A 22,138-nucleotide genomic window follows, 5' to 3' on the forward strand; every position below is an offset into this window, starting at 1 on the left:
AGGTCAAGACGAACAACTAATCTCCAAATGCTTGCCCCAATCCGGCGGCCGTTGTGCGTACTGCTCCATCCCCGCTTGTTCTTCAAACGGCTTGGTCAGCACCTCATGCAGCCGTCGCACTTCGCTGTAATCGCCTGACTCGGCAGCGGCGATGGCGTTTTGGGCGAGGTAGTTGCGCAGGATGTACAGCGGGTTCACGGCATGCATGCGTTCACGGCGCTGTGCCTCGCTGTCGTCCCCGTCCCGGGCAACACGGGCCTTGTACAGGTCGGCCCAGGCATCGAAACCGGCCAGGTCGACAAAGTCATCGCGTAGCCGCGTGACTGCCAAGGCTGCCGACTCATCGCCAAGACGTCGGAAAAACAGCGTGTAGTCCACGCCGCTGTTCTGCATCAGCTTGAGCAAGCGTTCCACCAGCTGCTGGTCGTCGTCTTCGGCGGTCGTCAGCCCCAGCCGGCGACGCATCAGGTCCAGGTAGTGCGCTTGATACAGCGGCAGGTACAGGCCAAGGGCTTCTTTGAGGGCGTCAACGCTGATAAACGGCGTCAGCGCCTGGGCCAGCGCGCTGAGGTTCCACTGCCCGATCGGCACCTGATTGCTGAAGGAATAACGCCCCTCATGATCGGAATGGTTGCAGATGAAGTGCGCATCGAAGTCATCCAGAAACGCAAACGGCCCGAAGTCGAAGGTGATGCCCAGGATCGACATATTGTCGGTGTTCATCACGCCATGGCAGAAGCCATACGCCTGCCATTTGGCGATCATCTCGGCATTGCGTTCGACGATTTCACGGAACATCGCCAGGTAAGGCTCCGGCTGCTCGCGGCACTCGGGGAAGTGCAGGTTCAATACGTGTTCAGCCAGCTCGGCCTGCTGTTCGGGCTGCTTGGTGTAATAGAAATATTCGAAATGCCCGAAGCGGATATGGCTGGGCGCCAGGCGCAACACCATCGCCCCGCGTTCCTGTTTTTCACGCCATACCGGTGTACTGGAGCCGATCACGCACAAGGCGCGACTGCTGGGGATGCCCAATGCATGGAGGGCTTCGGAGGCGAGGAACTCACGGATCGAGGAGCGCAATACCGCACGCCCGTCGCCCATCCGCGAGTAGGGCGTCATGCCGGCGCCCTTGAGGTGCAGGTCCCAATGCTCGCCGGCCTGGTTATACACCTCGCCCAGCAGCAACCCTCGGCCATCGCCCAGTTGCGGGGTGTAGCCGCCGAACTGGTGCCCGGAATAGACCATCGCCCGCGGTTCAGCTTCGGCCCACAGCTTGTGGCCGCCGAACAGTTCGGCAAACACGGGCGTTTCGGCCGTGGCCGGGTCGAGATCGAGCAGGGCCATGGCGGCGTTGCTCGCCACCACCAGGCGCGGCTCGTCCAGGGGCTCGGGCAGCACATGGGTTGAGAACGCATCGCCCAGGCGTGCGAAGCGGTTGTCGAAGGTCAGTTCGTCGAGGGCTTTCACCGGCCATCTCCAGCAGGATGCCCCCAGCGTTTTGCTGGGGGTAATTCGTTAGTCGAGTTTGCTCGGCGGTGGTTCAGGCGCGTCTGCGACCTTTCCGGCGGGCGGCTCGGGGGTGTCCTGCTCGGGCGCGACGATGGTCTTGCGCTCGTCTTCCACCGGGACCAGTTTGTATTCCTGGCCTTGCATGTTTTTCAGGTACACCTCCATCTGTCGGAACGAGATGTTGATGTGCTGTTTCTTGAACTCACGGTTGATAAAGCGGTTGACCTCGTCCAGCACAGGGTTGCGGTCGCCCAGGTCGCGCACATGCATGCGCAGCTCGTGGTCGAGGGTGCTTTCGCCGAAGTTGAGGAAATACACGTGGGGCTCGGGCTCTTTCAGTACCCGTGGGTTTTCCTTGGCGGCCTTGAGTAACAATTCCTTCACCAGATCCAGGTCGGAGCCGTAGTCCACGCCCAGTTTCAAGGTGACCCGAGTGATGGTGTCGGTCAACGACCAGTTGATCAGTTGCCCGGTAATGAAGGTCTTGTTCGGGACAATGATGTCCTTGTTGTCGAAATCGGTGATGGTGGTGGCGCGAATGCGGATCTTGCTCACCGTGCCCGACAGGTTGCCGATGGTGATGGTGTCGCCGATGCGCACGGGGCGTTCGAACAGGATCATGATGCCGGAGATGAAGTTGGCGAAGATTTCCTGCATGCCGAAGCCCAGGCCGACCGACAGCGCGGCCACCAACCATTGCAACTTGTCCCAGCTCACGCCCAGGGTGGACAAGGTGGAGACAAAACCTACGCCGGCAATCACATAGGACAGCAGCGTCGTGGTGGCATAGGCGCTGCCTTGTGCGAGCTCCAATTTGGACAGCACCAATACTTCGAGTAGACCGGGCAGGTTGCGTGCCAGGGCGAAGGTGATACCGATGATGATCAGCGCGCCGAGCATGTCGCCGATGCTGATCGGCACCATGCTGATATTCGAGCCGGTGCCGCTGGTGTATTCGTACAGCGTGACGTTATCGAGGTAGGAAAATACCGAGATCAGGTCCGACCAGACCCAGTACAGGGCTGCGATAAAGCCCCCGAGCAAGGCCAGGCGGATCAGGCGCAAGGATTGCTCGTTGACCTTTTCGATGTCCAGGGTGGGCTCTTCCACCACCGCTTCGCCTTCACCGGCTTCCTTGGCGGCCTGGCGTTTGGCCAGGGCGCGCGCATAGGCCAGGCGTCGGGCGGCAACGCTCAGCCAGCGCACGAAGGTGGCTTCGATTACCAGCCAGAACATCAGCAGGTACAGGGTGTTGATCAAGCGGTCGCTGAGTTTCAGTGCGGTGTAGTAGTAGCCAAAGCACACGGCAATAAACAATGCGACGGGCAGGGCGGTGAAGACCAGCCCGATCGTCTTGCGAAACAGCGAGGCTTTTTCATGGGTGGGGCTGTTCAGCAGCAGGCGACTGAGCAACCACGCCATCAAGGCATAGCAGGTGAGGACCACGGCGATGCCCAGCACATCTTCGGCAAGCGCCGCCGGTTGGTGCTCGGCGATGGCGACCACGGCCACCAGGGCCAGTACCACCAGCCCGAGCTTGCGTACCCAGCCTTGCAGGAATTCGACCTGGGGTTTTTCCCAGCGAAAGTGCAACTCGGCCACGCCGCCGGGCGCCAGGATGCGGTAAGCGGTGTAGAACACCAGCCACGCCTGGGCGATCTGCAACAAAGCCGAGCCCAGGTTGGCGTTTTGCCCACGGGCGTCGATCTGCAACGCATAGCCGCACAGCGCCAGGCCCAGGGACACCGGCATCGCCAGCAGGATATTGATCAGGATCGCCTGCGGCGTGTGCCACTGGCTGTCGCGCTTGAAGTGACCGATGTCCAGGTGAACTTTGTTGAGGCGCTGATACAGCGCCTTGCGCCGCCACAGCAGCGCGCCGATCAACAGCAGCAGTGGCAGGAACAGCCACGGGCGCTGGGTCAGGCCGTCATACAGTTCGCTGACGCTGGAGGCCCAGGGCAGGGTGGTGATTTGCTTGCTCAGGTGCGCCGGTACGGTTTCCAGCCACTCGGTGTCCAGCGGCTTGTTACTCGGGATCCAGAACATCTGTTCATCGAGCGTGGCGCGCAGGGTGGTGGCGGTGCTCAGCAGTTGTTTCTGGTTCAGTTGCAGGGTGATGGATTCGTTGAGCAGCGCGCTCAGTTCACGGCTCAGGCGCTCCAGCAGGTCGCTGCGGGTAATTGCCAGTTCCAGCAGGGTGCGACGCAATTGCGGGGTGACCTCGTCCGGCGGCTGGTTGGCCAGCAGGTTATCCACATACGCGCTGGGCGAGCTGATCAGCTCGCGCTGCTGGTTGACCTCGAACTGGTACAGGCGAATGTTGGCGATGTCGTCGGCCAGGTCACGGTCGACAGTCAAGCGTGGCAGCGCCTGTTTCTGCTTGTAGAGGATCTTGGACAGCAGCAGGCTGCCCTTGAGCACGTTGATCTGCTCGTCCAGCGCCGAATCGCTTTGGGTGACGGTGTCCAGTTGCTGCTTGGTCTGCAGGTTTTTCTGGGTCAGGTCGTTGAGGCGGTCGGTGCTCTTGAGCAAGTAGTCGGAGAGCTTCAGGTTGGCCGCGCTTTCCGTGGCCAGCAGGCTGCTGCCGCCGGCTTTCTGCGCTTCGATGGACTGTTGGGTCACCGTCTGCTGGGACTGGGCCAGGCGTTTCTGGTTGATCAGGGTTTGCAGGTCCTGGATTTCCTGCTCCAGGCGCGCGGTTTTTTCCTGGATCAGGTCGTGCTGGCTGTTGCCCAGGTCTTGCAACTGGCTGTTGCCGGCCAGTTCCTGGCGGCGCAGGGGGATCAGCGCATTCAGGGCGGCGAGTTCGGCGTTGAGCTGGTTGCGCTGGTCGGCGCTGAGGGCTTTGCCGTTGTCTTTGCCGGTCTTGAGGGTCGCATTGATCTGCTGGATGCGCGTCTGGCTGCTGCTGATCTCGGTCTGGGCGCGCTCGGGGCGGGTTTGGGCGGCGATGGTCAGGCTATTGGCGTCGGCCAGCTCTTTTTGCAAATCACCTTGCTGGGTGGTGCGTTGCACCAGCAATTGTTCAAGCTGCGGCACGGGCAGGCTGGCGTAGCGTTGGGCCACCGGGATGATTTTGGTGGCCTTGAGCCGAGTCAGCTCGCGCTGGTTGTCCGTCGTCTGGCGCGGGGCATCTTCCAGCTGGCGCTTCAGGTCTGCCAGGCGCTGCTCGTATTCCTGCTTGTTAGCCAGGTAAGTCAGGGTCTGTTGCAGGATGCCCTGCAACGCCTTCATGTCGGCGTCGGGCAGCTTGCGGTCGGGCAGTTTGTCCAGGGTTTGCTGGACGGCGTCGGCGCTGGGTGGGTCGGCCGCGTGAACGGTGCCGACACAAAGAGTCAGGCCCAGCAGGGCAGTGGCGAGAAAAGTGCGCAGGGTTGGCATAGAGACCGGTCGAGCTAGATGAAGAATCGGGGCGTTGTGGCCCCGCAGTTTAGAGGAAGAGACCGGGGCCCGGGCGACTTCCTTCGGGGAATCTGACGCCGACTTTGCCAATCTTGTTCCCGTCCATGACCGCGACGGTCCAGATGGTGTTGTTCCATTCCACCTGGTCGCCCACCACCGGCGCGCCGCCGACTTTCTGGGTGATGAAGCGGCTCAACGGCATGTCCGGGTCGATACCCTCGAGCTTGAGCCCGTACAAGGCCGACACCGCGCCGAGCTGGGCGTCGCCTTCGAGTACGAAGTCGCCGAAGAAGCGCAGGTCGAGGCCGCGTTGTGGGGCCTGGCTGAACAGTTTGCCCAGGGCCGGCAGGTTATGTTCATGGCCGATGACGCAGAGCAAATCATCGACTTCCAGCACCGTACTACCCGACGGGTGGAGCAATTGCTGGCCACGGAACAGCGCCGCGATCCGCGTGCCCTCGGGCATTTTCAACTCGCGCAGGGCGGCGCCGATGCACCATTTCTCTGCGCCCAGGCGGTAGACGAACAGCTCCCACTCGCTGGTGACGTGCACTTCCAGGGCCGCGCGAGAAATCGGCGCCGGGTCTGGCGGTACGGTGACTTTCAGCAACTTGGCCACCCACGGCAGGCTGGTGCCCTGCACCAGCAGCGACACCAGCACGATAAAGAACGCCAGGTTGAAATACAGCTGGGCATGGGGCAGGCCGGCCATCAGCGGGAACACCGCGAGGATGATCGGCACCGCGCCGCGCAGGCCGACCCAGGCGATAAAGGCTTTTTCCCGGCCGTGGAACGCCTTGAAAGGCAACAGGCCGACCATCACCGACAGCGGCCGTGCAAACAGGATCATCCACAGTGCCAGGCCCAGTGCCGGCAGGGCGATCGGCAGCAAGTCATGGGGCGTGACCAGCAGGCCCAGCACCAGGAACATGCCGATCTGCGCCAGCCAGGCCATGCCGTCGAGCATATGCAGGATGCCATGACGGCTGCGCACCGGACGGTTGCCGATCACCAGCCCGCACAGGTACACGGCGAGAAAGCCACTGCCGTGCAAGGCGTTGGTCAGCGCGAAGACGAACAGGCCGCCGGCGATCACCAGGATCGGGTACAGGCCTGTGGCCAGGTTGATGCGGTTGACCATCTGCAGCATCAGCCAGCCGCCGCCCAGGCCGACCAGGCCGCCGATGCCGAACTCGCGGACCAGGTGGGTCAGCAGGCTCCAATGCAGGCCGGTCTGGCCGCTGGCGAGCATGTCGATCAAGGTCACGGTGAGGAACACCGCCATCGGGTCGTTGCTGCCGGATTCGATTTCCAGGCTGGCGGTCACCCGTTCGTTCAGGCCCTTGCCGCCCAGCAGCGAGAACACGGCTGCGGCGTCGGTGGAGCCGACGATGGCGCCGATCAGCAAGCCCTGCACGATGTTGAGGTCGAACAGCCAGGCCGCGGCCATGCCAGTGAGGCCGGTGGTGATCAACACGCCCACCGTGGCCAGGGACAACGCAGGCCAGAGTGCCACGCGGAAACTCGCCACCCGCGTGCGCAAACCGCCGTCGAGCAGGATCACGGCCAGCGCCAGGTTGCCCACCAGGTAGGCGGTCGGGTAGTTATCGAAGATGATGCCGCCGCCATCGACGCCGGCGATCATGCCCACGGCCAGGATGATCACCAGGATCGGGATGCCCAGGCGCGACGACAGAGAACTCACCAGAATGCTCGCACTCACCAGCAACGCGCCGATCAAGAACAGGCTGTTGATGGTCGTCGCATTCAAAGGCAGTACTCCAGAGCAGGGAAAGACAGGGCGCAAACTGACCATGCAGTCTGCGTGCCAGGGATTCTAACCTGTTGAATTGCTGCGCTGTCAAAAGATCGTTCCCACGCTTTGCGTGGGAACGCCTCATTGGACGCTGCGCGTCCGCTCTTGACGTCGTGACGCAAAGCGTCACCTGAGGCATTCCCACGCGGAGCGTGGGAACGATCAAGCCCCCTCCCACATTTTTACAGCCGGAAGCGGCCCACCATGCCGTTGAGGTCCACTGCCAGGCGCGACAACTCGCTGCTCGCCGCGCTGGTCTGGCTCGCACCTGTCGCCGATTGCACCGACAGATCGCGGATATTCACCAGGTTACGGTCGACTTCCCGCGCGACCTGCGCCTGTTCTTCCGCCGCACTGGCTATCACCAGGTTGCGCTCGTTGATCTCGACAATTGCCGTGTTGATGGTATCCAGCGACATCCCTGCGCCCTTGGCGATGTTCAGCGTGGATTCGGCGCGCTCAGTGCTGTTGCGCATCGAATCCACCGCATGCTCGGTGCCGGCCTGGATGCTGCCGATCATGCGCTCGATCTCGCTGGTGGACTGCTGGGTACGATGGGCTAGCGCCCTGACCTCGTCCGCCACTACCGCAAAACCACGCCCGGCCTCACCGGCCCGCGCCGCTTCGATGGCCGCGTTGAGGGCCAGCAGGTTGGTCTGGTCGGCCAGGCCACGGATCACGTCCAGCACTTTGCCGATATCGCGGGATTCATTGGCCAACTCACCGATCAAGGTGGCGGTGGCTTGCACGTCGCCGCTCATGCGTTCGATGGCGCTGACGGTTTCCTGTACCAGGTCACGGCCATCACCGGCCGAGGTGGTGGCGTTGCGCGAGGCTTCAGAGGTGCTCACGGCATTACGGGCGACTTCCTCGACCGCACTGGTCATCTCGTTCACGGCGGTGGCGGCCTGTTCGATCTCATTGTTCTGCTGGGTCAGGCCACGCGCGCTTTCGTCGGTGACGGCGTTGAGCTCTTCGGCGGCCGACGCCAGCTGCGTGGCGGAGCCGGCGATACGTTGCAGGGTGTCGCGCAGTTTGTCCTGCATCTTGGCCATGGCGGCGAGCAGGCGGCCGGCCTCATCGTTGCCGTCGACTTTGATCGGGCGCGTGAGGTTGCCTTCGGCCACTTCTTCGGCCGCTTCCAGCGCTTGTGAAATCGGCACGGTGATGCTGCGGGTCAGCAGCCAGGCGAACAACAGGGTCAGCGCGGTGGCGATCACCAGCAGGCTCACGACCATGTTGAAGGCCAGGTCGTACTGGTCTTTGGCTTGCTGGTTGGTGTCCAGGGCCATGCTGTTGTTGATTTCCAGCAGGCGGCTGAGCACCGCATTGACCTGCTCGGAGTTGTTCAGCAGTTCAGTGTTGAGCAGGGCGCGTAATTCGTCGACCTGGTTGGCCCGGGACAGGCTTTTCATGCGCTCTTCGATCTGATGGTACTGGGCCAGCAATCGCACGTATTCATCGTAGGTCGTTCGTTCTTCGCGGCTCTCGATCAGCTTTTCATACACGCCCTGGGCGGTGCGGATCTGCTGGTTGCGCACGTCGAAGGCTTCCAGGGTCTTTTGCTGTACCTCCGGCTCGCGGTTGGTGAGCAAGCGGTACGACAACACGCGCAGGCGCAAGGTCAGCTGGGTGAATTCGTCGAGGGCGCGGATGCTTGGCACGCTGGACAGGGTGATGTCTTCGGTGGCAGCACGGATCTTGCTCATCTGGTTCAGGGCGAACACGCCGAGAAACAACATCAACGCGCCGATAAACGCGAAGCCGAGGAAAGCCCTCGGGGCGATATTCATATTACGAAGAGACATGCTGGAATCCTGGGGAGAAGCGCGATCCATGCGGCCATGAGACGGGGTGTGCATCGCGTATCGGCCCTGCGACTAAAGTCTTAAGGGGGGCGCGCGCTTTTGTCGCAGCTGACCGGGGGTTGCACGGATTCAGGAACCAGATCGGGTAATTGCAGTCACTAAGGCTCGAAAGCGCGGCCCGGCCCTTGAACATCGGGCTGCGCGCCGGGGATAACCCTGGCATCCGAGGTGAATTTTCTTTATCGTCACCGCCCTTTTAAAAAGCCCGAGAAATCAAAATGTTAGAAGCATCCCTCAGCCAACTGGAACAACTGGTCAACGACCTGGTACAGCAGAACCAGGACCTGCTGAGCAGCAACGAATCCCTCAAGGCGCAGCTGGCCCAGGCCAAGGACGAAAACGACAGCCTGCAACTGAACCTGATGGAACAGGAAGAAAAGCATGGCGCCACCGCCGCCCGCATCCAGGCACTGGTTGAGCGTGTGAGCGCAGGGCCTGTCAGCGCATGAATGAAGGGATAAAGGTCGTTTCGATTCTCGGTGAGGATTACTCGATCAAGGCGCCGGCCGGGGAAGACCAGACCCTGATGCACGCCGTGACCATGCTCAAGGCTTCCCTGGCCACGACCAAGAAAAAGTACCCGACCCTGATTGGTGACAAATTATTGGTATTGGCCGCGCTGAACCTGTGCGCCGAGCAGATCGAAATGCAGCAGGCCCATCAACAGGAACTCGACCGTTACCAAGAGCAAGTCAGCGCCACGGTCGAAGTGATTTCCAAGGCGATCCAGCCTTAGAACCACGCATCCTGCATCCCCAGGCACGTATCGTCGCGTGCCTCCAGAATCGCCAGTTCATGATGGCAGCTTGGTACTTCCCAGGTCAGGAAGTACCGGGCGGCCTGGAGCTTGCCTTTATAGAAGGCCACATCGGCCGCATTGCCCTTGGCCAGACCTTCTTCGGCGCGAATCGCCTGTTCCAGCCAGCGCCAGCCAATTACCGTGTGCCCGAACACTTTCAGGTACAGCGCCGAGTTCGCCAGGCTGCTGTTGACCTTGCCCTGGGCGAGATCGCTCAGCAGGCCGAGAGTCACGCTTTGCAGGCGGTTGACCAATTGCTCCAGCGGTTCCCTTAGTGCGGTGAGCGATGGGTATGGCTGCGCCCGAGCACCTGTCTCGGCGATCAGTCGAATCAATTGCTTGAGGCCGGCCCCGCCGTTCTGCGCCAACTTACGCCCAAGCAGGTCCAGGGACTGGATGCCATGGGTGCCTTCGTGGATCGGATTCAGGCGGTTATCGCGGTAATACTGCTCGACCGGGTACTCGCGGGTATAGCCATGGCCGCCGAGAATCTGGATCGCCAGTTCGTTGGCCTTGAGGCAGAACTCCGACGGCCAGGATTTGACGATGGGGGTCAGCAGGTCCAGCAACTCGTGGGCTTGTTTGCGTTCGGTTTCGCTTGGCAGGGTGGTGGTGTCGTCGAACAGGCGTGCGGCGTACAGGCCCAGGTCGAAGGCGCCTTCCACGTAGGCTTTTTGGGTCAGCAGCATACGTTTGATATCGGCGTGCTGGATGATCGATACCGGCGCGGTGCTCGGGTCTTTGCTGTCCGGCAGGCGGCCTTGCGGACGTTCGCGGGCGTATTCCAACGAGTAGAGATAGCCCGCGTAACCGAGCATCACCGCGCCCATGCCGACGCCGATCCGTGCCTCGTTCATCATCTGGAACATGCAACTCAGGCCCTGGTGCGGTTTGCCCACCAGATAGCCGACACAGTTGCCGTTATCGCCAAAATTGAGTGCTGTAGACGTCGTGCCGCGCCAGCCCATCTTGTGAAACAGCCCGGCCAGCAGTACATCGTTGCGCTCGCCCAGGCTGCCGTCAGCGTTGACCAGGAATTTGGGCACGATAAACAACGAAATGCCCTTCACCCCGGCCGGTGCATCGGGCAGCTTGGCCAGCACCATATGCACGATGTTTTCCGACAGCGGATGGTCGCCGCCGGAGATGAAGATCTTGTTGCCCTTCAGCCGATAGCTGCCGTCAGCCGCAGGCTCCGCGCGGGTACGAATATCCGACAGGGATGAGCCAGCGTGCGGCTCGGTCAAGGCCATGGTGCCGAAGAAGCGGCCTTCGATCATCGGTTGCAGGAAGCGTTGTTTCTGCTCCTCGGTGCCGAAACTTTCGATCAGGTTGGCGGCGCCCATGGTCAGGAACGGGTAGGACGTTGATGCCGCGTTGGCGGATTGGAAGTGAGCGAAGCAGGCTTGGGACAGCAGGGTCGGCAACTGCATGCCGCCGGCCTCGAAGCTGCGGGCGGCATTGAGGAAACCGGCTTCCAGGAAAGCATCCACCGCCGGTTTCACTTCCGGAATCAGAATCGCCTTACCGTCTTCGTAGCGCGGTTCGTTCTCGTCGTTCTTGCGGTTGTGAGGCGCGAAGTACTTTTCGGCAATGTTGCGCGCTGTGCTGATGGCGGCGTCGAAGGTTTCGCGATTGTGCTCGGCAAACCGCTCGCGCTGGGTCAGGCCCTCGGCATCGAGGACTTCATACAGCTCGAAAGCCAGATTGCGGGAACTGAGCAGCGTCTCGGACATGGCGGCTTACCTTTGAGGAATTGCCGTGAGTCTAAGTGCGCGAATAGAGGCTGGATAGCAAGATTGATCTGGGTGATGGACGAGCAGAACTCGGAGAGAGGGAATTGAAATGCAATCAAATGTGGGAGGGGGCTTGCCCCCGATAGCAGTGTATTTAAGATCGTTCCCACGCTCTGCGTGGAAACGCCTCTCTTGACGCTCCGCGTCACGCTTCTGGACGCAGAGCATCCTTGAGCTGCATTCCCACGCGGAGCGTGGGAACGATCAGCCCCCTCCCACATTTTTTTTACCGCGTTTAACCGATGGTCATCAGGCTGGCATTGCCGCCGGCAGCAGCCGTGTTAACGCTCAACGCCCGCTCGATCACCAACCGCTCCAGGGCAATGGATGTCTCGCCCTGGGACAAACCATGCACCCCAACAATCGCCCCACCGCGCTGCGCCACTTGCTGGCACACCGCACGCAGCTGGTCGGAATCACCGTGATGCAGGACAGCGTCGAACACCACGTCCTTGGTCCAGTCGGCCACGCGCTTGATCTTCGCCTGAATATCTTTCGGCAGGCGTGGGAACACGGCCTTGGTCAGTTCGGTTTCCGGCCATACCGCAGAACCGCCTACCGCCAATACCGCAGCGAGTTGGGTCAGCAGGTCACCTTCCACTTCCGCCAGGCACAGCACGTGTTCACGCGGCAGGATCGCATAGCTGTTGCGCTCGCCGGTCGGGCCGGCCAGTTGGCGAGTGATACCGCTTTGCGACTGGGCGGCGAATTGGCTGCACAGGGCGCTCAGTTCGCTGAAGTTGTGGCTGTCGGCCCAGGTTTTCAACGCGGTCAGCGGTTGGCTCATGGCGTCGCGCAGGCGCAGGTCCGGTGCGGTCAATGCGTCGCCACGTACGAAGGATTGCTCGATCGCATCGGTAGGACGAGTCGACAGCAGGCGGTACAGGTACAGCGGGCCACCGGCTTTCGGGCCGGTACCCGACAGGCCTTCGCCGCCGAACGGCTGCACGCCCACAACGGCACCCACGATGTTTCGGTTGACGTAGACGTTACCGGCATTGACGTTGTCGATCACCTTGGCGATGGTCTCGTCGATGCGGGTGTGCACGCCCAGGGTCAGGCCGTAGCCGGAGGCATTGATCTGGCCGATGAGCTGGTCGATCTCTTTGCGCTTGTAGCGCACCACGTGCAGCACCGGGCCGAAGATTTCGCGTTGCAGTTCGTCGAAGCTTTCCAGCTCGATCAGGGTGGGCATCACGAAGGTGCCACGCTTGATCTCTTCGCCGTCGGCAATCGCCACCTGGTAAACGTTGCGGCCTTTGTCGCGCATGGCCTGGATGTGCTTCTCGATGCCAGCCTTGGCTTCGGCGTCGATCACCGGGCCGATATCTACCGACAGGCGTTCCGGGTTGCCCAGGCGGCATTCCGCCATGGCGCCCTTGAGCATTTCGATGACGCGGTCTGCCGAATCTTCCTGCAGGCACAACACGCGCAGCGCCGAGCAACGTTGGCCGGCGCTGTCGAAAGCCGACGACACCACGTCAATCACCACTTGTTCGGTGAGCGCCGAGGAATCCACGATCATCGCGTTCTGGCCGCCGGTTTCGGCGATCAGCGGAATCGGACGGCCCTGGGCATCCAGGCGACCGGCGACACTGCGTTGCAGTAAGCGTGCAACCTCGGTGGAGCCGGTGAACATCACGCCTTTGACGCGATCATCACCGACCAGGCGGGCACCGACGCTCTCGCCCTGGCCCGGCAGCAATTGCAGCACGCCTTGCGGGATGCCGGCTTCGAGCAGGATGCGCACGGCCTGGGCGGCGACCAACGGGGTTTGTTCGGCGGGTTTGGCCAGCACCGGGTTACCGGCAGCCAATGCCGCCGCCACCTGGCCGCTGAAGATCGCCAGCGGGAAGTTCCAGGGGCTGATGCACACCACCGGACCCAACGGGCGGTGGGCGTCGTTGGTGAAATCATTACGCGCCTGCACCGCGTAGTAGCGCAGGAAGTCCACGGCTTCGCGCACTTCAGCGATGGCGTTGGCGAAGGTCTTGCCGGCTTCACGGGCCAGCAGGCCCATCAATGGCTGAATCTCGCCTTCCATCAGGTCGGCGGCGCGCTCCAGGATCGCGGCGCGTTCGGCGGGCGGGGTGGCCTGCCAGATCGGCGCGGCGCTGATGGCGCACTGGATGGCATTGTCGACGTCTTCGACGGTGGCCTCCTGAACGTGACCGACCACATCGCGCACGTCGGACGGGTTCAGCACCGCTGCAGCCGGTTGTTCGCTGGCGGCGCAACCGAGCATCGGCGCGGCTTTCCAGTTGTTGTGAGCGGTGGCCAGCAGGGCGCAGGACAGCGATGCCAGGCGATGCTCGTTGGCCAGGTCGATACCGGCCGAGTTGGCGCGGTCGCTGCCGTACAGGTCACGCGGCAGCGGGATACGCGGGTGCGGCAGGCCGAAGCCGCCTTCCACCGTCGCCATCTGCTCGATGTTCGCCACTGGATCGGCCACCAGCTCCTGAATCGAGATGGAGTGATCGGCGATGCGGTTGACGAACGAGGTGTTCGCACCGTTTTCCAGCAGGCGACGTACCAGGTACGCCAGCAGTGTTTCGTGAGTGCCGACCGGTGCGTACACACGGCACGGACGGTTCAGCTTGCCTTCGGAAACTTTGCCCACCACTTGTTCGTACAGCGGTTCGCCCATGCCGTGCAGGCATTGGAACTCGTACTGGCCGGGGTAATAGTTCTGACCGGCAATGTGATAGATGGCCGACAACGTATGGGCGTTGTGCGTGGCGAACTGCGGGTAGATGGCTTCCGGCACCGACAGCAGTTTGCGTGCGCAGGCAATGTAGGAAACGTCGGTGTACACCTTGCGGGTGTACACCGGGTAGCCTTCCAGGCCCTCGACCTGGGCGCGCTTGATTTCGCTGTCCCAGTACGCGCCTTTGACCAGGCGGATCATCAGGCGGTGGCGGCTGCGGCGGGCCAGGTCGATGACGTAGTCGATCACGTAGGGGCAACGCTTCTGGTAGGCCTGGATCACGAAACCGATACCGTTCCAGCCGGTCAGTTGCGGCTCGAAGCACAGGCGCTCGAGCAGGTCCAGGGACAACTCGAGGCGGTCGGCTTCTTCGGCATCGATGTTCAGGCCGATGTCGTATTGCTTGGCCAACAGGGTCAGCGACAACAGGCGCGGGTACAGTTCGTCCATCACCCGCTCGTACTGCGCGCGGCTGTAACGCGGGTGCAGGGCGGAGAGCTTGATGGAGATGCCTGGGCCTTCATAGATCCCACGGCCGTGGGACGCTTTGCCGATGGAGTGAATGGCTTGTTCGTACGAAGCCAGGTACTTCTGGGCGTCGTGTTCGGTGAGGGCGGCTTCCCCGAGCATGTCGTAGGAATAGCGGAAACCCTTGGCTTCGAACTTGCTCGCGTTGGCCAGGGCTTCGGCGATGGTCTCGCCGGTGACGAACTGTTCACCCATCAGGCGCATGGCCATGTCGACGCCCTTGCGGATCATCGGCTCGCCGCTTTTGCCGATGATGCGGCTCAGGGACGAGGTCAAGCCTGCTTCGTTATGGGTCGCGACCAGTTTGCCGGTCAACAGCAGGCCCCAGGTAGCAGCATTGACGAACAGCGACGGGCTGTTGCCCAGGTGGGGGTGCCAGTTGCCGGTGCTGATCTTGTCGCGAATCAGCGCATCGCGCGTGCCTTTGTCGGGGATGCGCAGCAGCGCTTCGGCCAGGCACATCAGCGCCACGCCTTCCTGGGACGACAGGGAAAATTCCTGCAGCAGGCCCTGAACGATACCGGCACGGCCGCCAGCGCTTTTCTGGTTGCGCAATTTTTCGGCAATCGTGGCGGCCAGCTTGTTGGTGGCTTCGGCCATCTCTACCGGCAGGCGCGCCTGCTCGATCAGCATCGGCACCACTTCCGGCTCGGGGCGACGGTAAGCGGCGGTGATCGAGGCGCGCAGTACCGATTGCGGCAGGATGCTCTCGGCGAACTCAAGGAAGCACTGGTGGGCGTGGTCATGCTGGACTTCGCCGGCGTCGTCGGCATCCTTGCTGCCCGAACCGTTGAGCTCGGAAAGGGTTGCGCCACCCTCGAGTTTCTCCAGGTAATTGAAAATTGCCTGTTTGATCAGCCAGTGCGGCGTGCGATCAATGGAGGACGCGGCGGCCTTCAGGCGCTCGCGGGTCGGGTCGTCGAGTTTGACCCCAAGGGTGGTCGTAGCCATTTTCTTATCCTCATGGGTGCCACTACCGAGTGGCATCTGCTGGCGGCAAGATTAGCCTCGCCCATGAAGAGGTGCAACCGGGTGCAACCCTTTTTATTCAGGAAATTTCCGACGGTTGATCGGAAAAATTCCGGCCTTCTCTCGAATCAACTTCTTGTTGGTGCATTTGCTTCTGAGGTTGACTGTTCTTGCTCCGAAAAGGAGCAAAAACCCGGTGTTTGTCCTTAAAACCGCGTAGGTGCAACTTATTCGCGAGAAACTGGTTGCACCTTATTTGCTTTGTTGAATAGCATTCGCGCACCAAGGTGCAACCACTTCCACAGGTCGGTTCATCGGCTGGCGGCTTTCCTGGGGAAACGCCAGTCATAAATGCGCGGCAGGCAGCATCGTTTACCCGGTTAACCACCGGTAGCGGGCTGATTGACCGTCGCTACATAAAAACAAAGCCAGGGCGTCACTTCTATGAGCGTTAGTAATCCCACCCTGATCACGTTCGTGATCTACATCGCAGCAATGGTACTGATCGGCTTGATGGCCTATCGCTCCACCAATAACCTTTCCGATTACATCCTGGGCGGCCGCAGCCTCGGTAGCGTGGTGACCGCTTTGTCCGCCGGCGCTTCCGATATGAGCGGCTGGTTGTTGATGGGCCTGCCTGGCGCAATCTACATGTCGGGCTTGTCGGAAAGCTGGATTGCTATCGGCCTGATCGTCGGTGCCTACCTCAACTGGCTGTTCGTGGCCGGCCGCCTGCGCGTGCAGACCGAACACAACGGCGACGCCCTGACCCTGCCGGATTACTTCTCCAGCCGCTTCGAAGATAAAAGCGGGCTGCTGCGGATCATCTCCGCTGTGGTGATCCTGGTGTTCTTCACCATTTACTGCGCCTCCGGCATCGTGGCCGGTGCCCGCCTGTTCGAAAGCACCTTCGGCATGTCCTACGAGACTGCGCTGTGGGCCGGTGCCGCAGCGACCATTGCCTACACCTTTGTTGGCGGTTTCCTGGCGGTCAGCTGGACCGATACCGTGCAAGCCACACTGATGATCTTCGCGTTGATCCTGACGCCGATCATCGTACTGCTGGCGACCGGCGGCGTGGACACCACCTTCCTGGCCATCGAAGCCAAGGACCCGACCAGCTTCGACATGCTGAAAAACACCACCTTTATCGGCGTTATCTCGCTGATGGGCTGGGGTCTGGGTTACTTCGGCCAGCCGCACATCCTCGCGCGGTTCATGGCGGCGGATTCGGTGAAGTCGATTGCCAATGCGCGTCGCATCTCCATGACCTGGATGATCCTGTGCCTGGGCGGCACCGTGGCGGTGGGCTTCTTCGGCATCGCTTACTTCTCGGCGCATCCTGAGGTGGCCGGTCCCGTGACCGAAAACCCTGAGCGCGTGTTTATCGAACTGGCCAAGATTCTGTTCAACCCATGGATTGCCGGTGTATTGCTGTCGGCCATCCTGGCGGCTGTCATGAGTACCCTGAGCTGCCAATTGCTGGTGTGCTCCAGCGCCCTGACCGAAGACTTCTACAAGGCATTCCTGCGCAAGGGCGCGTCCCAGCTTGAGCTGGTGTGGGTCGGTCGCCTGATGGTGCTGGCGGTAGCCTTGATCGCCATCGCCATGGCCGCCAACCCGGAAAACCGCGTACTGGGCCTGGTCAGCTACGCCTGGGCCGGTTTCGGCGCCGCGTTCGGGCCTGTGGTGCTGATCTCGGTGATCTGGAAAAACATGACCCGCAACGGCGCACTGGCCGGCATCCTGGTCGGCGCGATCACCGTAATCGTGTGGAAGCACTTCGAAGTGCTGGGCCTGTACGAAATCATCCCAGGCTTCATCTTCGCCAGCCTGGCGATCTACTTCGTGAGCAAGATGGGTGCACCGACGGCTGGTATGGTCGAGCGCTTTGATGCCGCGGAAAAAGACTACAACCTCAACAAGTAATACAGCCGGGCGTTGATCGCCTGGTATTCGAAAAGAAGGCCCACGTCCTATGGATGCTGGGCCTTTTTTTATGAAGAAAAAAAGCCCTGCGCAGGATTTCGGCACTGTCGATGTAGGACGTTACTTATTTGCCGGCACAGCGCTCGACTCGGCAAACGGCTGAGGCAGAATCGCTCACCCACCCTTCGCAGAGAAACACCGGATGTTCGCTCCTGCCAATCAAAGTGCCTTTAACCTGACCCTGGACGGGGAGCCTTATGATCTCAAGGTTCATGGGTTCATGGGCGACGAATTTATCAGCCTGCCCTTTCGCTTTGACCTTGAGTTGGTGAGCGAGCGACCCGATCTGGACCTCGATGGCCTGCTGCACCGTCAGGCGTTCCTCGGGTTTGACGCTCAGGGCCACGGTATCCATGGCCGAGTTTACCGGGTCGCGCAAGGCGATTCGGGCAAGCGGCTTACCCGTTACCAGATGACCCTGGTGCCGCAGTTGGCCTATCTGGAGCACAGCACTCACCAGAGGATCTTTCAGCAGAAAACCGTGCCGCAGATCATTGCTCGGGTGTTGGAGGCCCAGGACATTCAGGGTGATACCTTCGTGTTCCGCCTGAGCGGAAAATATCCCGAGCGTGAGTACTGTGTTCAGTTCGACGAAACCGATCTGCAGTTCATTCAGCGCTTGTGCGTTGAGTCGGGCATTCACTATCACTTTCAGCACAGTCCCGAGCGTCACCTGTTGGTGTTTGGCGATGACCAGAGTGTGTTTGGCCAGCCGGACCAGGTCACCCCCTACCTGGCCGGTTCCGGGATGGTGGCCGAGGCCCCTGCGATAAAGCGCTTCATCCTGCGGCTGAAAACCCGTACCGCCGGCGTGAACCTGCGGGCCTACGACTTCAAAAAGCCCAGCCTGGTGTTGGAAAGCACGGCCTCCAGCGGGCAGCACCTGCCCCTGGACGAGCAACGTTACCCTGGAAACTTTACCGATCGTGCGCATGGCAAGTACCTGGCACAGCGTGTGTTGGAGCGTCATCGCAGCGACTTTCGCCAAGCCAGCGGCATCAGCGATCAGCCGGCCTTGGGCACTGGGCGGTTTCTGAAGATGGCTGGCCACCCGCGTCAGGAGTGGAATGACCTGTGGCTGGTTACCCAGTTGCACCACACGGGGCAACAATCGCAAGTGTTGGAAGAGTCTGCGCCTGACACCTATAGGGATGACTTGCCTGCGGGTTACAGCAACGATTTTGTAGTGACGCCCTGGGATGTGCCGTTTCGAACGCCTCTGATCACGCCCCGGCCGCACCTATCCAGCTACCAGAACGCGGTGGTCACCGGGCCTGTCGACAGTGAAATCCATTGCGACGAGTACGGTCGTGTCAAAGTGCAGATGGCCTGGGACCGCGACGGTGAGCACAACGATCATTCCAGCTGTTGGCTGCGCGTGGCGAGCGGCTGGGCCCATGACCGTTATGGGGCGGTGCTGATCCCGCGAGTCGGCATGGAGGTACTGGTGGGTTTCGTCGATGGCGACATGGACATGCCGCTGGTCATGGGTTGCCTGCCCAACGCGGCGAATCGTTTGCCCCTCGACCTGCCGGCGGACAAGACCCGCAGTATTTTTCGCAGCCAGAGCAGCCCTGGTGGCGGAGGCTACAACGAACTGCGCATCGAAGACCGCAAGGGCGCCGAGGAAATCTACCTGCGCGCTCAGCGCGACTGGACCCAGCATGTATTGCATGACCAACAGGTGCAGGTCGATAACCAGCGCCGGGTGAGGGTGGGCGGCGAATCGCACCATGAGTTGCAGGGCGAAGAGCAGCGCATTACCCATGGCAACCGCCTGACGGAACTCAAGCAGGATGACCACCTGGTGGTCGGCGGTTCTCAGCACATGCGTGCCGGTCGCACCCTTCAGTTGGCGGCCGGGCAAAGCATTGTTATCGACGCGGGAGCCAGCGTTACGATTCAGGCGGGAGGGCAGTCGATCACGCTGTCGGCGGGCGGTATTTTCAGCAGCGTGCCGATCCAGCTTGGCGGGGCGCCAGCCCCTGCGGCGGCGCCCTTGAAGCCGGGCTTGAAGGAGGCAGCACTGGCGGCGGTCCCGCTCCCTCTGAGCCCTGTGCAGATTGAGAGCCTGAAACGCAGCGCGCCTTTTTGTGAAGAGTGCGAACGCTGCCGTGACGGGCAGTGCAGTATCCCCGAGCATGCACGGAGTGTTCCTTGATGCAGACGCCCATGGACCCCAGCACCTGGCTGGCGCAGTTCCCGCTGCTTGCCGGTGAGCGAATCTTTGCCGTGCTAGGCACTACCAGCGACGCCAAGCCATTTGCCGCCTGGCAAGCCATGACGGCAGGGCCGGCGCCGCACGCGATCTGGGCCGGCACGGCCTACGACGCTTGGGATGAGGTGATGCCTTACGTGGGCATCGTCGAGTCGGGCAGCGCATTTCTCGATTGGGTCGCCACTGTGCAAGCCGTGGATTGGGGTTGGCTGGCGGTGTCCTCCAGCCCGTTGGAAACCGTAGTTGCCCATCTGCAAAGCTTGACCAAGGTGTTTATGCCCAATGACCAGGCGGTGTTCCTACGCTTCTGGGATGGCGCTCAGTTTCAGCCGATGTGGCAGCAATTGGGTGACGAGGCAGGGACGGTCTTGCCGGTGTTTGGACGTTATCTGATCAATGGTCAGCCGCTGACGGTGGCGACTGGCCCGATCACCCCTGCCAAGCCCTGGCCCTGGTGGCGAGTGCCTGAGCCGTTGCTCAGGCACCTGGCTGAGCGGTCGCCGCAGGTACTGGTCGACAACCTGTTGCAATGGTTGCAAGAGCAGCGTCCTGATGTGTATGCCGCGTTCACGCCGGCCACCTTGCAGCACAAGCTCGCCTGGTTCGCGCGCAGGCCGGGAGTCAACCATGCAGCGCTGGCCGATTACCTCGCTGCGCAGTTGAGTTAACAAAAACACCAGCCGCCATGCGGCCCTGCACCTTTGCGCCGGTAGAAGGTAAACTTCGCCCCCTGCGCAGGAGCAACCATGAATTATCGTCACGCCTTTCACGCCGGCAACCACGCCGATGTCTTCAAACACCTGACCTTGACCCGCCTCATCGCCTTGATGTCGCGCAAGGAGCAGCCGTTCGCCTACCTCGATACCCACGCCGGCATTGGCCTGTACGACCTGCAGGGTGACCAGGCCAACCGCACCGGTGAATACCTGGAAGGCATCGCCCGCCTGTGGGGCGCAGACGACCTGCCGCCGCTCACTGCTGATTACATGCGCGTGCTGCACGAAATGAACCCGGATGGCCAGTTGCGCTACTACCCAGGTTCGCCGGAACTGGCGCGGCGCCTGACGCGTCCCCAGGACCGTGTACTGCTCAACGAAAAGCACCCGGAAGACGGCGTGTTGCTCAAGGACAACATGAAGGGTGATCGTCGGGTCAAGGTGCACCTGGGCGAAGGCTGGCACGTACCGCGCGCCCTGTTGCCGGTGCCGGAAAAACGCGCGCTGATGCTGATCGACCCGCCGTTTGAAAAGCTCGATGAAATGCAGCGTTGCGCGGCGTCCCTCAAGGAAGCCGTCAGCCGCATGCGCCAGACGGTCGCGGCAATCTGGTACCCGGTGAAAGATCCGCGCATGTTGCGCCGCTTCTACCAGGACCTGGCCGGCACCGGTGCGCCGAAACTGTTGCGCGTAGAGCTGCTGGTGCATCCGCTGGACACGCCCAACACCCTGACCGGCTCAGGCCTGGCAATTGCCAACCCGCCGTGGGGCCTGGAAGAGGAGCTGCGTGAATTGCTGCCGTGGCTGTCCAGGCAACTGGGCCAGACTCAGGGCGGGTGGCAGATGGATTGGCTCATCGCTGAATAGCCTATTTCAAGCCAAACACAAAACCAGTGTGGGAGGGGGCTTGCTCCCGATAGCGGAGTGTCAGTCAGTGCATCTGTCACTGGTACACCGCAATCGGGGGCAAGCCCTAATGCCAGTCAGTTAAGCGTACACCACCGTCTGTAGGAGCGAGCTTGCTCGCGAAAAACTCACAGACACCGCGTTTATTCAGGAAGCACGCGTTATCGTTGACGTTTTTCGCGAGCAAGCTCGCTCCTACAAAAAGCCTTAACTGACTGGCTTTAGGGCAAGCCCCCTCCCACATTTTGAGCTGTGTTGCCCCTTTATATCGGGCAGGTCACGCCGGTGCCGCCGATGCCGCAGTAACCCTGGGGATTCTTCGCCAGGTACTGCTGGTGATACGCCTCGGCGAAGTAAACCGTCGGCGCTTCGTCGATTTCGGTGGTGATCTCGCCCAGGCCGGCCTTGGTCAGCTCTTGCTGATAAGCCTCGGCACTGGCTTTGGCCGCCGCCAGTTGCTCCGGCGTGGTGGCATAGATCACCGAGCGGTATTGGCTGCCGATATCGTTGCCCTGGCGCATGCCTTGGGTCGGGTTGTGCAGTTCCCAGAACATCTTCAGCAAGTCTTCGTATTTCACTTTGGCCTGGTCATACACCACCAGCACGACTTCGCTGTGGCCGGTCAGGCCTGAGCAGACTTCTTCGTAGGTCGGGTTCGGCGTGAAGCCGCCGGCGTAGCCGACCACGGTGCTGACCACCCCGTCGCGCTGCCAGAACTTGCGCTCTGCGCCCCAGAAGCAGCCGAGGCCGAAGATCGCAAAACCGACGTCGTCGGTAAACGGGCCCAGCAGCGGGTTGCCGTTGACGAAATGCGTCTCCGGCAGGTTCATCGGGGTTTCACGGCCAGGCAGAGCTTGTTCTTGAGTAGGCAGCACGTTTTTGTTCACCAGAATTTCCGAGCGCAAGACCATG

13 protein-coding genes and 1 pseudogene are annotated in these 22,138 nt (G+C 61.5%); 6 read left to right on the forward strand and 8 right to left on the reverse strand.

From position 1 onward, the window contains the following. Positions 1 to 3 precede the first annotated feature (3 nt). From selO to C4J86_RS27300, 5 genes and pseudogenes are all read right to left on the reverse strand, one after another. Positions 4 to 1,467 (reverse strand): protein adenylyltransferase SelO, encoded by a 1,464-nt coding sequence (gene selO, locus C4J86_RS02335; RefSeq protein ID WP_124369338.1) that lies wholly within the window; start codon positions 1,465 to 1,467, stop codon positions 4 to 6. A gap of 48 nt (positions 1,468 to 1,515) precedes the next feature. Further along, on the reverse strand, positions 1,516 to 4,893 hold the full coding sequence (gene mscK / locus C4J86_RS02340; protein WP_124369339.1) for a mechanosensitive channel MscK: 3,378 nt from the start codon (positions 4,891 to 4,893) through the stop codon (positions 1,516 to 1,518). Positions 4,894 to 4,942: 49 nt separating this feature from the next. Next, positions 4,943 to 6,685, reverse strand: a complete 1,743-nt coding sequence (locus tag C4J86_RS02345; protein ID WP_124369340.1) for a potassium/proton antiporter — start codon at positions 6,683 to 6,685, stop codon at positions 4,943 to 4,945. A gap of 227 nt (positions 6,686 to 6,912) precedes the next feature. Then, complete coding sequence (locus C4J86_RS27295; protein ID WP_371850830.1) at positions 6,913 to 7,785, reverse strand: methyl-accepting chemotaxis protein; 873 nt, start codon at positions 7,783 to 7,785, stop codon at positions 6,913 to 6,915. Further along, positions 7,768 to 8,592, reverse strand: a pseudogene (locus tag C4J86_RS27300) (MCP four helix bundle domain-containing protein); the annotation flags it as partial. The pseudogene C4J86_RS27300 and the gene C4J86_RS27295, both read right to left, overlap by 18 nt. A gap of 224 nt (positions 8,593 to 8,816) precedes the next feature. Here C4J86_RS27300 and C4J86_RS02355 point away from each other — a divergent pair. Continuing rightward, complete coding sequence (locus C4J86_RS02355; RefSeq protein WP_124360957.1) at positions 8,817 to 9,047, forward strand: hypothetical protein; 231 nt, start codon at positions 8,817 to 8,819, stop codon at positions 9,045 to 9,047. Next, positions 9,044 to 9,334 (forward strand): cell division protein ZapA, encoded by a 291-nt coding sequence (locus C4J86_RS02360; protein WP_057724383.1) that lies wholly within the window; start codon positions 9,044 to 9,046, stop codon positions 9,332 to 9,334. The genes C4J86_RS02355 and C4J86_RS02360 overlap by 4 nt, the downstream gene beginning before the upstream one ends. Here the strand turns inward: C4J86_RS02360 and C4J86_RS02365 are convergent. Then, the gene (locus C4J86_RS02365) at positions 9,331 to 11,133 is read right to left on the reverse strand and encodes an acyl-CoA dehydrogenase (RefSeq protein ID WP_124369342.1); all 1,803 of its coding nucleotides are present in this window, start codon (positions 11,131 to 11,133) and stop codon (positions 9,331 to 9,333) included. The two genes, C4J86_RS02360 and C4J86_RS02365, sit on opposite strands and share 4 nt — an antisense overlap. A 295-nt stretch (positions 11,134 to 11,428) precedes the next feature. Continuing rightward, positions 11,429 to 15,379, reverse strand: coding sequence for a trifunctional transcriptional regulator/proline dehydrogenase/L-glutamate gamma-semialdehyde dehydrogenase (gene putA, locus C4J86_RS02370; protein WP_124369343.1), 3,951 nt, complete (start codon positions 15,377 to 15,379; stop codon positions 11,429 to 11,431). 462 nt (positions 15,380 to 15,841) lie between these two features. On the opposite strand from putA, the gene putP reads away from it, so the two are divergent. The 4 genes from putP (at position 15,842) to C4J86_RS02390 (ending at position 21,187) form a co-directional block, all read left to right on the forward strand. After that, positions 15,842 to 17,326, forward strand: a complete 1,485-nt coding sequence (putP, locus tag C4J86_RS02375) for a sodium/proline symporter PutP (protein WP_124369344.1) — start codon at positions 15,842 to 15,844, stop codon at positions 17,324 to 17,326. 202 nt (positions 17,327 to 17,528) lie between these two features. Next, entirely contained in the window at positions 17,529 to 19,547 is a 2,019-nt protein-coding gene (tssI, locus tag C4J86_RS02380; RefSeq protein WP_124369345.1) for a type VI secretion system tip protein TssI/VgrG, read from the forward strand. Then, the gene (locus tag C4J86_RS02385) at positions 19,547 to 20,272 is read left to right on the forward strand and encodes a DUF4123 domain-containing protein (protein ID WP_124369346.1); all 726 of its coding nucleotides are present in this window, start codon (positions 19,547 to 19,549) and stop codon (positions 20,270 to 20,272) included. The genes tssI and C4J86_RS02385 overlap by 1 nt, the downstream gene beginning before the upstream one ends. 78 nt (positions 20,273 to 20,350) lie before the next feature. Further along, positions 20,351 to 21,187, forward strand: coding sequence for a 23S rRNA (adenine(2030)-N(6))-methyltransferase RlmJ (locus C4J86_RS02390; protein ID WP_124369347.1), 837 nt, complete (start codon positions 20,351 to 20,353; stop codon positions 21,185 to 21,187). Between the two features lie 302 nt (positions 21,188 to 21,489). Here C4J86_RS02390 and msrA read toward each other — a convergent pair whose 3' ends face one another. Beyond that, entirely contained in the window at positions 21,490 to 22,137 is a 648-nt protein-coding gene (msrA, locus tag C4J86_RS02395) for a peptide-methionine (S)-S-oxide reductase MsrA (RefSeq protein ID WP_124360964.1), read from the reverse strand. Position 22,138 lies beyond the last annotated feature (1 nt).

The sequence above is a fragment of the Pseudomonas sp. R2-7-07 genome (assembly GCF_003852355.1).
In the GTDB taxonomy this organism is placed as follows: Bacteria; Pseudomonadota; Gammaproteobacteria; order Pseudomonadales; family Pseudomonadaceae; genus Aquipseudomonas.